Here is a 12,187-nt window from a genome sequence, read left to right on the forward strand (position 1 = left end):
GCCGGCAGAGATGCCGGCCTTTTTCGTTGTGGGGAAAGAGCGCCATCCCGGACGGAGCGAAACGAAGATCCGGGATGACAGGAAAAGGTTACTCCGCCGGCTGTGGCTGCATCATGTCCACGGGGGTCGAGAGACCGTTTTCTCCCCGCTTCAGGTCGATGCGCCGGTCGTGATAGTCGAGCAGGGTCGAGCGGTGGCCGATGGATATCACGGTGGTCTCCGGCAGCTTCTCCTTGATGATCTTGTAGATCTCGGCCTCTGTCGGCTCGTCGAGCGCGGCGGTCGCCTCGTCCAAGAACAGCCAGTCGGGCTTGGCCAGAAGCGCGCGGGCAACCGCGAGGCGCTGCTGTTCGCCGAGCGACAGGGTCTGCCCCCAGGCCCGCTCCTCGTCGAGCCGATCTGCGATCTGCGGGAGCTTGGCGACGCGCAGGGCATCCACGATGGCGGCATCGCTGTATGCCCCATGCGTTCCTGGATAGCTCACTGCGGCACGGAGGGAGCCGATGGGAATGTACGGCCGCTGAGGAAGAAGCATCATACTCTTGCCATGTGGCGTCATGATCTCGCCGCCACCGAAAGGCCAAATACCCGAGATCGCTCGGAACAAGGTGGACTTGCCGGAGCCTGAAGGTCCTGTGAGCAAAGTCGTTTCGCCACGCCGGAATACGAGATCGTCCGCCTGAATCAAAGTACGCCCTTCAGGCAAATCCACCCTGAGGTTGGAAAGGGCAATATTCGCATGCGAGGTTTCGCTGAGCGACACATGCTCCGCGCTGTTGCTCCGCTGGACGGATTTGATCGCTCTCTCAAACGAAGTCAGACGGTCGATAACAGCCTTGTAGCTTGCGATGCTGGAATATGACGTCACGAAGAAGTCGAGCGCACCCTGCACGTTGGAGAATGCGCCAACTGTCTGTTGGAGCTGCCCGAGAGTGATCTTACCCAGGAAGAAATAGGGAGCGGTAAAAATGAGAGGGACAACGACATTTGCCTGGAAGTACGTTGACTGAAAAACCGTCAGGCGCATGACGCGACGAACGATCTGCATGAAATTCTGCACGATCATCGCGAAACGGTTCCGCAGAGCTTCCTGCTCGGCTTCCTCTCCCCCCAACAGGGCGACCTGTTCCGTGTATTCGCGAAGTCGCGCAAGCGAAAATCGATAATCTGCCTCAACGCGTTCCTGCTGGAAGTAGAGGCGGATCAAGGGGCGTCCGATGAGGTGGGTGAGCACTGTCCCCAGAACAGCATAAGCGATACAGACCCACACCAGCAGTCCCGGGATGGGAGTATCTGTCCCCGGCAACGTGAACCCGCTGGACAGAACCCACAGAACAGCAACAAACGAGACAAGAGTTGCGCACTGGTTCAGCAAGCCGATTGAGAGGCTATAGGTCTGGTCGACATAGCTATGCAGGTCGTTGGCGATGCGCTGATCCGGGTTGTCGGCTTCGCGTCCCAATAGCTGCATGCGATAATGAGCGCCGTCACTTAGCCATTCCTTGACGTATAGCCCGTTGAGGAAGGCGCGCCAGCGGATACGCAATACGTATTGCGACCCGATTTCAACCATCGCGATCAGCACATAGATCGTGACGAATGGAACGAAGACCCAAAGAAGCTGATACCAGAATTCTCCAGAATTCTTCTCTTGCAGCGCGTTGTAGAGATCGCGACTGAAGAAGCTGAGACGCACGCTTAGCGCGACCTGACCGAAGTTAATCAAAATCAGGAAGGCAAGAAGCGTCGTACCGATGGTACCTTCGGATGCCCTGATGCGACCGATAAAGGGTATTTCGATCTCACTGCGAGCATGTGACGTGAAATAGCGATCGGCGATCTGCATGATCGTCCGAATGACGGGAATTCGGGAAATTCCATAGATCACAAAGGCGAAGATCGTTGCGCCGACAGGCATGTAGGCCGGGGGCACGTAATCAGCCAGAGCTTCGGGCATAGCTCCAAAAGTTGCGGCAAGGTTCATTACGACGAGAATGCCCTCTACCCATGCCAGAACCATGAGGAAGACCTTGAGGAACTTCGCCATGTCCCGAGACAGGAATAGAGCAATCGCCAGACCCAAAACGGCAACCGGCAAAAGAATTGAAAGCTCGGGGTTATTGAAGTGCAGCATGAGGAGCGCGAGGCCTGCAACCGCAATTCCGATACCGGCTTTGACCATGGATGTGTTCCTTACAATCACAACACACTGTTTAGTAGGATGAAGAGAGGGCGATCAACTGGCCTCGTGGCAAAAGAAAGGAGAAAGTTCCACCTTCCCAAGGCTGTAGGGGGATCTTCGTGTCACAGGATCAGCCCATGACGACAATTGCCCGTTCTTCAGAACATATAATCCTGTTTATCGAACATTTCAGTTGACATAGAGAACAACGTGTCTCATGTCTCATTGCAACATCAAACCCTGAAGGCGAGCCTATGAACGCCCCCCTTGGATATTTCGGCGACCTGCCGACACAACGGCTGATCCCGGCGGAGCCGATCATCCGCCTGGAGCAGATCTCGAAGACATTCCCGGGCCGGGATGGGCAGCCGGTCACTGCGCTTCGCGAGGTTGACCTCTCCGTTCAGCAGGGCTCGATCCTCGGCGTCATCGGTCGCTCGGGGGCCGGCAAGTCCACCCTGATCCGCCTCGTGAACGGCCTGGAAAAGCCCACCGCCGGCAAGGTAATCGTGGACGGCGCGAATGTCGCCGCGCTTCCCGAAGGCGCGCTGCGCCATGCCCGCCGCTCCATCGGCATGATCTTCCAGCACTTCAACCTGCTCTCCTCCCGCACGGCGGCGCAGAATATCGCACTGCCCCTGGAGGTCGCCGGCTTCGACAAGGCTGCCATCAAGGCGCGGGTCGATGAACTTCTGGCGCTTGTAGGCCTGACCGACAAGCGCAACCGTTATCCGTCCGAATTGTCCGGCGGCCAGAAGCAGCGTGTCGGCATCGCCCGCGCGCTCGCCACGAAGCCGAAGGTGCTGCTCTCGGACGAGGCGACCTCCGCGCTCGATCCGGAAACCACGCGCTCCATTCTCGATCTTCTGGCCAAGATCAACGACGAGCTCGGCCTCACCATCCTGCTCATCACCCACGAGATGTCGGTGATCCGCAACATCGCGCGCGAAGTCGCCGTGATCGAGGGCGGACGCATCGTCGAGCAGGGCGACGTGTTCGAGGTGTTCACCCGGCCGCAGCACGAAGTGACGCGTTCCTTCCTCGGTGACGAGGCGGGCCGCGCGCTGCCGCCTTATGTGGAAAAGCGCCTCACGCGGGATGCAACGCCCAATGGCCAGGCGGTGATCCGCATCGGCTTCCGTGGTCCCCACGCGACGGACCCGGTCCTGGCGCGGCTCGCTCGCGATCTCGGGGTCGAGGCGAATATCCTCTGCGGCGCGGTGGATGAGATCGCGGGCCGCCCCTTCGGCACTCTCGTCATCGGCGTTCCCGAAGCAGCCTCGCTGAAGACGCTCGATTTTTTGAACAAGCACGGTCTCGATACGGAGGTGCTCGGCCATGTCGCCTGAGATGATCCGCCTCATCGCCAATTCTACCGGCGAAACGCTCTACATGGTCGGCGTCGCGGCGCTGATCGCCACTATTCTCGGCCTGCCGCTCGGCGTGTTTCTCGCCACCAGCGGCAAGGGTGAGCTGTTCGCGGCGCCCTGGGTTAACCGCGTGCTCGGCGTCGTCGTCAATGCCACGCGCTCCACTCCCTTCATTATTCTCGTCGTCGCGATCATTCCCTTCACGCGTCTGATCGCCGGCACATCCATCGGCACCAACGCCGCCATCGTGCCGCTGACGATTGCCGCGACACCCTTCATCGCGCGCCTAATCGAAGGCGCGATCCGCGAGGTCGATCAGGGTCTCGTCGAGGCAGCCCGCGCCTTCGGCGCAACGCCGCTGCAGATCGTGCTGAAGGTTCTCATCCCGGAAGCCCTGCCCGGCATCGTGCTCGGCCTCACGCTCGCCGTCGTTTCGCTCCTCGGCTTCTCGGCCATGGTCGGCGCGGTTGGCGGCGGCGGTCTCGGCGATCTCGGTATCCGCTACGGCTACCAGCGCTTCATGCCTGAAATGATGCTGGCCGTGGTGCTCGTTCTCATCGTGCTCGTACAGGCCGTGCAGAGCATCGGCGACCGCCTCGCGCGGCATCTCAACAAGCGCATCCGCCACGGTTGATCTTAACTTTCAGAACCTCGCACAAGGAGTATCCGCATGTCCCTGAAGACCCTAAGCTTAGCCGCTCTCCTCTCCCTCGCCGCTCTTCCTGCCTTGGCGCAGACGCAAGTCGTCCGTATCGGCGCAACGCCCGGCCCGCACGCGCAGATCCTCGAAGCCGTGAAGCCGATTGCCGCCAAGAAAGGCCTCGACATCAAGATCATCGAGTTCTCCGATTATGTGGTGCCGAACGCGGCCCTCGCTTCGGGCGACATCGAGGCCAACTCGTTCCAGAACCAGCCGTACCTCGACAACCAAGTGGCCGACCGTGGCTTCAAGATCGAAAGCGTCGGGCTGACGGTAAACTTCCCGATCGGCGTCTATTCGAAGAAGCACAAGAGCCTCGAAGCCCTGCCGAACGGCGCGACAATCTCGATCCCGAACGATCCGACCAATGGCGGCCGCGCGCTTCTGCTGCTCCAGGATAAGGGCCTGATCAAGCTGAAGGACGGCGTGAGCTTCAAGCCGACCCCGATGGATGTCACCGACAACCCGAAGAAGATCAAGTTCGTCGAGATCGAAGCCGCTCAGGGCCCCCGCGTTCTCGAGGATGTCGATGCATCGATCATCAACACCAACTATGCGACCGCAGGCGGCCTCGACCCGGTGAAGGATCCCATCACCCGCGAGAACCCGAAGGGTCCCTATGTGAACCTCATCGCCGTGCGCAGCGAGGACAAGGACAAGCCCTGGGTGAAGGCGCTCATCGAGTCCTACCACACCCCCGAGGTGAAGCAGTTCATCGAAGAGAAGTTCAAGGGCTCCGTGCTCATCAGCTGGTAAGCCCGCCTCTTCATCTTTTGAAAATGCCGGGCTTCATGCCCGGCATTTTCGTTACTTCCGAAGGCATGGATAAGGAGTATCATCATGTCCCTCAAGCAACTGGGCTTTGCCGCCCTTCTCTCGCTCGCAACCCTTCCCGCCTTGGCGCAAACGCAAACGGTTCGCATCGGCGTGACGCCGGGCCCGCACGCGCAGATCCTTGAAGTGGTGAAGCCCATCGCTGCACAGAAGGGCCTCGACATCAAGATCGTCGAGTTCTCCGACTACGTGGTGCCGAACGAGGCTCTCTCCTCGGGCGAGCTTGAGGCGAACTCCTTCCAGCACCAGCCCTATCTCGACAATCAGGTGGCTGACCGCGGCTACAAGATCGAGACAGTGGCCCAGACGGTGAATTTCCCGATCGGCGTCTATTCGAAGAAGCACAAGGCCTTCGATGCCCTGCCGAACGGCGCGAGCGTCGCGATCCCGAACGATCCGACCAATGGCGGCCGCGCCCTGCTGCTTCTCCAGGATAAGGGCCTGATCAAGCTGAAGGATGGCGTGGGCTTCAAGCCGACGATCCTCGACATCACCGCCAACACCAAAAACCTGAAGTTCACGGAAATCGACGCCGCACAAGCGCCGCGCGTGCTCGATGACGTGGACGCCGCCGTCATCAACACCAACTACGCCACCCAAGCCGGTCTCGATCCGGTGAAGGACGCGCTGACCCGTGAAAACCCGAAGGGTCCTTACGTGAACGTCATCGCCGTGCGCACCGAGGACAAGGACAAGCCGTGGGTGAAGGCACTCGTCGAGTCCTACCATTCTCCCGAAGTGAAGAAATTCGTGGAAGAGAAGTTCAAGGGCGCAGTTCTCACCAGCTGGTAAGATCCGCAATCAGTTCTGGAAAAGGTCGGGTGGAAGCCCGGCCTTTTTCGTTGGCTGCACCTTGACAGAAAAGCCGGCTAAGCTTCTTCATGTCACCGTCTCATTTGGTAATCGATAAACCGGGACGAAGAGCCCGGCATTTCAGGAGGACAGCCCCATGCGCCATCTACTCGCCGGCGTGGCTTTGGCCGCTACGCTCTGCGCCGCCCCCTTCGCGGCACAGGCTCAGGAACAACTCACAATCTATTGCTCGATCCTCGAAGAGCAGTGCCGCGTCGGCGTCGCTGCCTTCGAGAAGGCTTCCGGCATCAAGGTGACGATGGTGCGTAAGAGCACCGGCGAAACCCTGGCGCAGATCCGCGCCGAGTCCTCCAACCCGCGCGCCGACGTATGGTGGGGCGGCCCCGGCGATTCCCACATTCAGGCTGCCGAGGAAGGCCTGACAGTCGCGTATAAGTCGCCCAACCTGCCGGAGCTGTACGATTGGGCACAGCGCTTCTCCGAGCAATCGGGCAACCGCGCCACGGCCACCTATCTCGGCGCGCTCGGCATCGGATACAATACAGATGTTCTCAAAAGCCGCGGACTCCCGGAGCCGAAATGCTGGGCCGATCTGCTGGATCCCAAATACAAGGACGAAGTACAGGTCTCGGACCCGAACTCCTCGGGCACCGCTTACGTCTTCCTGGCATCGCTCGTGCAATTGATGGGTGAGGACAAGGCCTTCGACTACATGAAGGCCCTGCACAAGAACATCAATCAATACACCAAGTCGGGCGCCGCTCCAGTGAAGGCAACAGCCTTGGGCGAGACCGCCATCGGCATCGCCTTCATGCACGACATGGTGACGATGATCGCCGACGGCGCGCCCGTGAAGACTATCGCTCCCTGCGAGGGGACCGGCTACGAAACGGGATCGGTCTCAGTCGTCAAAGGCAAGAACCCCGAAGCGGCGAAGAAGTTCGTCGATTGGGCTCTAACAGCAGAAGCGCAGAAGCTCGTCGGTGCGGACCTCAAGATCTATTCGATCCCGTCCAACAAGACCGCTCCGATTTCGCCGAGCGCGCCGAAGCTTTCCGAGATGAAGCTGATCAATTACGACACAGCCAAATACGGCTCCGTAGCCGAACGTACGCGCCTGCTCAAGAAGTGGGATACCGACGTCAAGTCCGCGCCGAAATAAGCGGATTCGACAAGTTCCAGATCATGAAAGGCCGGGCTTGCGCTCGGCCTTTTTATTTCATGCGCGGCTCCTGCAGGTGCTCGCCTGCATCTTTCCACTGCCCTGCCCTCTTCGCCTTCACTGCATCGAGCAGTGTCAAAGCAGCGTTGCGTACTTCTTCCTGCACATCGGTATCGCGGTCGAGTTCCTCATGGCTTGTCGCATAGGGCTTCCAGTAGCCGATATAGCGATCGATCTCCGCGAGATTGCCGGCGGGATGAAGGTCCATCGCGCGCAGCCAATCCGACACGCTGCGGCGCACATCGCCCGCGCCTTCCGCATCGCCATGGACGATGACGGAGAACAGGCGGCCCGAGAGATGCTTCGGATAATCCCAGCCCTTCAGCTCGAGCTCCTTGGCCTGCTCGACCTTCTTGCCATGGGTGGAGGTAGGATCGGGATTGCCGCCGTCGGCGCAGACGAGTCGGTCCATCATCAGCTTGAGGGGCGACGAGACCTGGTACCAATTCACCGGCGTGACGATCATGACACCATGCGCCGCGACCCATTTGGGATAGATCTCGTTCATCCAGTCGTGGGTTTGGCCGAGCGAGAAATTCGGATAGCAGGAACATGGCCAATGGCACAAAGCCGAAGCCGTGGAGAAGCAGGCCTTGCACGGATGAATATGGCGGCCGTATTCCGACGTGAGGCGGCTGAGCTCGAGAACCTCCACCTCAACATTCTCGGCACTGCCGAGCACCTGCCGCGCAATCTCGGTGAGGCGATAGCTCTTCGACATCTCGCCGGGACATGTATGCTCGCTGCGCGATGAGGCCGCGATCAGCAGGAAGCGGGCCGGACCGTTGCCGTCCTCATGCTTCCTCTGCGCTTCGTCAATGGCCTCTTTTGCGGCAATCCAATCGACCGAGAGATCGTAATCGGGATCTGCGAAACCAGGCCCCGCCTTGCGCGTATGCGGGCTCTTGCGATGGTTGCTATAGGCATCCCAGGCCGCATCCGTGATGCGCTGGAGCTCGCTCTTCAGCGCATCGAAGGCGGGGTCCTGGAATTGCTGCAGGTAGCGCCTGCGGAACTCGGCTTCGTCGAGTGTGGGATCTGGCGTGCCTGTTCGTGCTTCCGGAATCGACAACAGACGCTCCCTCACGAATGTAACAATGCTAAGCCCTGAACGCCCCTGACACTTTGCCGGTTCCGCGTGTGCGAAAATCTCGACGTCACGGTTGGTTTACGGTCGAGTCGTGCCTAACTTAGGCAAACCTGTATCTATCCCTCCCATAGGAGCAGCCTATGCCGACGACACCGACCCTTCGCCTGAACGATGATCGCACGATGCCGCAGCTCGGCTACGGCGTGTGGCGGGTTTCGAACGATGAGGCGTCCACCAGCGTCGGCGAAGCGCTAAAGGCCGGATACCGTTCCATCGACACGGCCTCGATCTACGAGAACGAAGAAGGCGTCGGCAAGGCCATCGCCGCAGCAGATATCCCGCGTGACGAACTGTTCATCACCACCAAGCTTTGGAACAACAGCCATAGCCCGGATGCCGCGCTCAAAGCCTTCGACGAGAGCCTTGCGCGGCTGCGTCTCGATTTCGTCGATCTCTACCTGATCCATTGGCCGGTTGCCGGCAGCGAGGCCTATCCCGATGCTTGGCGTGTTCTGATCCGCTTGCGTGAAGAGGGACGCGCGAAGTCCATCGGCGTGTCGAATTTCAACATCCCGCATCTGCAACGGATCATCGCCGAGACCGGCGTGACGCCCGCCGTCAACCAGATCGAGGTGCATCCGCGTTTCCAGCAGCGCGAGCTGCGCGAGTTCCATGCCGCCAACGGCATCGCGACGGAATCCTGGGGGCCACTCGGACAGGGATCGCTGGTCGCCAATGAAGAGCTTGCCACTATCGGCCGCAAATACGGCAAGACGCCCGCTCAGGTCATCCTGCGCTGGCACCTCGATCACGGTCTCATCGCAATTCCGAAATCCGTCACGCCCTCGCGCATCCGCGAGAATCTCGACGTGTTCGATTTCGAGCTCGATGCGGAAGATGTGCGCATCATCGAGCGTATGGACGACAAGGGCGGGCGCGTCGGACCCAACCCCGCAGTCTTCGGCTGACAAACGCAAAGGCTACAGGCGGCCCCGCGTGGCGCCGCCTGGGGCTTCGAACTGTTTGTAGATGCTCTCCGCAATAGGCAGCAACTGCGCGCGATCTGCTTTCGCGGACACGACATAGGACAGGCCGTTCTCGATCCACGAGAAGGCCGAAATACCATCCTGCTCCTCGAAACGGAATGCGGTCTGCGCTTCCGATCCGCCGGAGCGGGCATAGATCGTCAGGCGGTTGCCGCCTGCATTCTCATACATGAACTGCGCCGCCGCTTCGCCATTGGAAGGCAGAAGTCTGCCGCCGATGAGCCGATAGCCCTGCGCGTTGAGGTTCGGCGCCGTCAGCGGCTTGCCCACGCGCCGGGACAGCCATTGCACGAGATGCGCCTCCTGCTCGGCAGGCACCTCGACCGGATGCACACGCTCGCTCACATAGATGCGATGCGCGGCAATCGCATTGTCGGCAACGCTCGTATCCTGCATGGTCCGCGAGAACCACCATGAGCTCCCCGCAGCGCCCAAGGCGCCGCCCACCACAAGCAACGCGACGGCAGCGGCGATCGAAGCGCGGTTGATGCGCGACGTACGGCGTGGAGCGGCCATGAGATTGGAAACACGCAACCGCGCGGGAATCGGCTCTTGTGCCTTGAACGCCAAACGTGCGCGCAAGGCTTCGCGCTGTTCTATCTCGCGTTGGACCTGAGACGCCAGAGGCGGATTGGACGCGAGGAAGACCTTCACGGTCTCGAGACGCGTGGAGCTAAGCCTGCCATCGACGAAGGCCTGCAGATCGTCCTCTCCGATGGGTCCGTCACCCGTCACTTCACTCTCCTTAACGAGGGAATGCGTCCGCCCTCCATGAATTCCCGCAAGTGCTTGCGCGCGCGGCTGAGCCGCGACATCACCGTGCCGAGCGGCACACCCAGAACCTGCGCTGCCTGCTCGTAGGAAAAATCCTCGACGCCGACGAGGAGTAGAACCGCGCGATGCTCTTCGGACAGCGCGTCGAGCCCTGCCAGCAGATCGCGCATGCCCGCATGTCCATCCGTTGCGTCTCCCGATGCCGGCACGCTGTCCAGCGCCTCGACGCCCACCTTCGTGCCGCGCCCTTTGCGGCGGCGCAGGTCATCGATGAAAAGATTGCGCTGGATCGCGAAGAGCCATGCACGCAGCTCGCCTTCTCGGTGGCGCTGGCCCCAATGGCGGATCGCCTTCTCCAGAGTGTCCTGAACGAGATCGTCGGCCGCCTCGTTGTCGCGCAGAAGCGCCCAGGCATAGCGGCGCAAGCCCGGTATCTGCGGTTCGAGAAGGGATGCGATCTCGTCCAAGCTCAGACACTCACCCGACAGGGATCATTCAACGACGAACCTGCCTCGTCGGCAAGCCTTATGGTGCCGCTATGTGCCAGGTGTTGTTGGCGACCCCTTCGCCGGTCGCGTCACCAGGCTTTGTGTCCTTTACCCAGGTATAAAGCGGCTTGCCCTTGTAGGCCCATTGCTTGGCACCGTCATCGCGGGTGATCACGCTCCAGCTGCCCGACGCTGCCGCATTGGCAGGCGCCATGAGCGGCGGCCAGTTCTGGGCGCATTGGCCGTTGCAGGCCGACTTGCCCGTGCTGTCCTTGTCGAAGATGTAGAGGGTCATGCCCTTGGCATCGACAAGGGATTTACCCTTGCTGGTATCGGCGACCTTGGCGGGCATGGCCGTCTGCGCGAGCGCGCCGGTGGCGGCAACGAGAAGGCCGGCGATAATGGTTTGGCGAGACAAAAGCTTCATGGGTAATTCCTCCTTGGGACCGTGATCGTCACGACCTTAGAGACATGCGCCTGAAACGTTTTATTCCATTGGCCAGAAAATATGTCAGCGTCCGGTAGGATTGAAGCCGCCTCCATCCCCCAGCGGCTCGCGCAATTCGATCCTATGGCGGCCATTGTCCCGGATCTGTGCGGTGCGATAGCTGCCCTCGATATCGTCCTGCGGCATCTGCAGAATCTCCACGCCTGCTTTGCTCAGCTGCTCGACTTCCTCGTCCACATCGGGAACGATCAGGCTGATGACGGGCACGGACGTGACTTCGACACCACCTGTGGCATGCGGCTCCTGGAGCGGGGTCAAAACATGATCCACCTCAGTCACCTCGATGAGCGCACCGGCTCGCTCCAGAACCGCCGTCCGCCCCGGCACGAGGCTCTGCGTGCCGATCAGGCGGAAGCCGAGCTTGTCCTGATACCATTTCACGCTCTCGTCGAAATCGGGCGTGCGGATCGCGACCGAACTGGGGTGGCGCTCGGACGATGGCTGCGCGAAAGCAGGCGGGGCCCCATCGAGCGAGGCAGCGAGCGACATGGCCACGAGGGCGCCCATTACGGCATATCGCAACGGCTCAAAAGAAGCGCGCGCTTTCACAACTCATCCCTCATGAGGCCAAACCGGAACTTAGCCGCCTTATCTCATGAACGCGGATCAGGACGAATCGTTCTTCAGGGCCGCGAGCTCTTCAGGGCAAATCGTCCCTGGGCTGCATCAGCTTGAGCAACAGGGCCGCCAGCTGCGCGGCCTCGGCTTCGGTCAAAGGGTCACCGATGAAGCGGTTGATGGCGGGACCGTAGACCCCCCACATGCGCTTCTGAAGCGCCCTGCCCTCCGCCGTGATCTCCACGAGCTGACGCCGCTTGTCGCCGGGAAAGGGTATGCGGCGGACGAGGCCTTCCGCCTCCATGCGGTCCAGGTGGCGCGAGAGATTGTACTGCTCGAACAGCAATGTCTGCTCAATCTCCTTTGGGGAGGAGCAACCATCAGGCCTGCGTTTGAGATGCAGGAGAACACCGTACCAAGACAGCGGTGGAAAACCAGCGCTCTTCAGCTCGGCCTCAATGCGCCCGACAACCGCCTTCTCGGCCCTGATGAGGCGCACCCAGGCATCGCTTACCGCATTGGATGGATCCTGAATTTCTTGCATCTCGGCAAATGGGCTCCGTTTTCTATGCAACTGCATCATGTTTGACATATTCATGCAA

Annotated in this window: 13 protein-coding genes; 6 read left to right on the top strand and 7 right to left on the bottom strand. The window is 60.6% G+C overall.

The genetic code is table 11. The features are described 5' to 3' along the window. Positions 1-88: 88 nt before the first annotated feature. Positions 89-2,182, bottom strand: a complete 2,094-nt coding sequence (locus AB4Y85_RS07375) for an ABC transporter ATP-binding protein/permease (RefSeq protein WP_441984226.1) — start codon at positions 2,180-2,182, stop codon at positions 89-91. Positions 2,183-2,436: 254 nt separating this feature from the next. Here AB4Y85_RS07375 and AB4Y85_RS07380 point away from each other — a divergent pair, with 254 nt between their 5' ends. The 5 genes from AB4Y85_RS07380 (at position 2,437) to AB4Y85_RS07400 (ending at position 7,061) form a co-directional block, all read left to right on the top strand. Then, positions 2,437-3,531, top strand: coding sequence for a methionine ABC transporter ATP-binding protein (locus tag AB4Y85_RS07380; RefSeq protein WP_441984227.1), 1,095 nt, complete (start codon positions 2,437-2,439; stop codon positions 3,529-3,531). Continuing rightward, a complete protein-coding gene (locus AB4Y85_RS07385; RefSeq protein WP_441984228.1) occupies positions 3,521-4,186 on the top strand; it encodes a methionine ABC transporter permease in 666 nt (221 codons plus the stop codon). Before AB4Y85_RS07380 ends, AB4Y85_RS07385 begins: the two co-directional genes overlap by 11 nt. 36 nt (positions 4,187-4,222) lie before the next feature. Further along, positions 4,223-5,008: a MetQ/NlpA family ABC transporter substrate-binding protein gene (locus AB4Y85_RS07390; RefSeq protein ID WP_441984229.1), complete on the top strand. Its 786-nt coding sequence runs from the start codon at positions 4,223-4,225 to the stop codon at positions 5,006-5,008. A gap of 84 nt (positions 5,009-5,092) precedes the next feature. Further along, positions 5,093-5,878: a MetQ/NlpA family ABC transporter substrate-binding protein gene (locus AB4Y85_RS07395; protein ID WP_441984230.1), complete on the top strand. Its 786-nt coding sequence runs from the start codon at positions 5,093-5,095 to the stop codon at positions 5,876-5,878. Positions 5,879-6,035: 157 nt separating this feature from the next. Then, complete coding sequence (locus AB4Y85_RS07400; protein ID WP_441984231.1) at positions 6,036-7,061, top strand: ABC transporter substrate-binding protein; 1,026 nt, start codon at positions 6,036-6,038, stop codon at positions 7,059-7,061. A 52-nt stretch (positions 7,062-7,113) separates the two neighbouring features. Here AB4Y85_RS07400 and AB4Y85_RS07405 read toward each other — a convergent pair whose 3' ends face one another. Beyond that, positions 7,114-8,193, bottom strand: coding sequence for a flavodoxin family protein (locus AB4Y85_RS07405; RefSeq protein ID WP_441984232.1), 1,080 nt, complete (start codon positions 8,191-8,193; stop codon positions 7,114-7,116). Positions 8,194-8,351: 158 nt separating this feature from the next. Here AB4Y85_RS07405 and AB4Y85_RS07410 point away from each other — a divergent pair, with 158 nt between their 5' ends. After that, positions 8,352-9,179, top strand: coding sequence for an aldo/keto reductase (locus AB4Y85_RS07410; protein ID WP_441984233.1), 828 nt, complete (start codon positions 8,352-8,354; stop codon positions 9,177-9,179). Positions 9,180-9,191: 12 nt separating this feature from the next. Here the strand turns inward: AB4Y85_RS07410 and AB4Y85_RS07415 are convergent, their stop codons facing one another. The 5 genes from AB4Y85_RS07415 to AB4Y85_RS07435 form a co-directional block, all read right to left on the bottom strand. Beyond that, positions 9,192-9,992 (bottom strand): anti-sigma factor family protein, encoded by an 801-nt coding sequence (locus AB4Y85_RS07415; RefSeq protein WP_441984234.1) that lies wholly within the window; start codon positions 9,990-9,992, stop codon positions 9,192-9,194. Next, a complete protein-coding gene (locus AB4Y85_RS07420) occupies positions 9,989-10,498 on the bottom strand; it encodes an RNA polymerase sigma factor (protein ID WP_441984235.1) in 510 nt (169 codons plus the stop codon). The genes AB4Y85_RS07415 and AB4Y85_RS07420 overlap by 4 nt, the downstream gene beginning before the upstream one ends. Positions 10,499-10,556: 58 nt before the next feature. Next, the gene (locus AB4Y85_RS07425; RefSeq protein WP_441984236.1) at positions 10,557-10,946 is read right to left on the bottom strand and encodes a COG4315 family predicted lipoprotein; all 390 of its coding nucleotides are present in this window, start codon (positions 10,944-10,946) and stop codon (positions 10,557-10,559) included. Between the two features lie 84 nt (positions 10,947-11,030). After that, the gene (locus tag AB4Y85_RS07430; protein WP_441984237.1) at positions 11,031-11,576 is read right to left on the bottom strand and encodes a VOC family protein; all 546 of its coding nucleotides are present in this window, start codon (positions 11,574-11,576) and stop codon (positions 11,031-11,033) included. 91 nt (positions 11,577-11,667) lie between these two features. Continuing rightward, complete coding sequence (locus tag AB4Y85_RS07435) at positions 11,668-12,129, bottom strand: MarR family winged helix-turn-helix transcriptional regulator (protein ID WP_441984238.1); 462 nt, start codon at positions 12,127-12,129, stop codon at positions 11,668-11,670. Positions 12,130-12,187: the final 58 nt, after the last annotated feature.

This window comes from Microvirga sp. 2YAF29 (assembly GCF_052114605.1).
Lineage (GTDB): Bacteria > Pseudomonadota > Alphaproteobacteria > Rhizobiales > Beijerinckiaceae > Microvirga.

Bases quoted from the DNA above. Each gene is read 5' to 3' on its own strand.
- AB4Y85_RS07435 (WP_441984238.1), bottom strand. From the start codon at position 12,129: ATGCAAGAAATTCAGGATCCATCCAATGCGGTAAGCGATGCCTGGGTG.
- AB4Y85_RS07375 (WP_441984226.1), bottom strand. From the start codon at position 2,182: ATGGTCAAAGCCGGTATCGGAATTGCGGTTGCAGGCCTCGCGCTCCTC.
- AB4Y85_RS07395 (WP_441984230.1), top strand. From the start codon at position 5,093: ATGTCCCTCAAGCAACTGGGCTTTGCCGCCCTTCTCTCGCTCGCAACC.
- AB4Y85_RS07425 (WP_441984236.1), bottom strand. From the start codon at position 10,946: ATGAAGCTTTTGTCTCGCCAAACCATTATCGCCGGCCTTCTCGTTGCC.
- AB4Y85_RS07385 (WP_441984228.1), top strand. From the start codon at position 3,521: ATGTCGCCTGAGATGATCCGCCTCATCGCCAATTCTACCGGCGAAACG.
- AB4Y85_RS07400 (WP_441984231.1), top strand. From the start codon at position 6,036: ATGCGCCATCTACTCGCCGGCGTGGCTTTGGCCGCTACGCTCTGCGCC.
- AB4Y85_RS07390 (WP_441984229.1), top strand. From the start codon at position 4,223: ATGTCCCTGAAGACCCTAAGCTTAGCCGCTCTCCTCTCCCTCGCCGCT.
- AB4Y85_RS07380 (WP_441984227.1), top strand. From the start codon at position 2,437: ATGAACGCCCCCCTTGGATATTTCGGCGACCTGCCGACACAACGGCTG.
- AB4Y85_RS07410 (WP_441984233.1), top strand. From the start codon at position 8,352: ATGCCGACGACACCGACCCTTCGCCTGAACGATGATCGCACGATGCCG.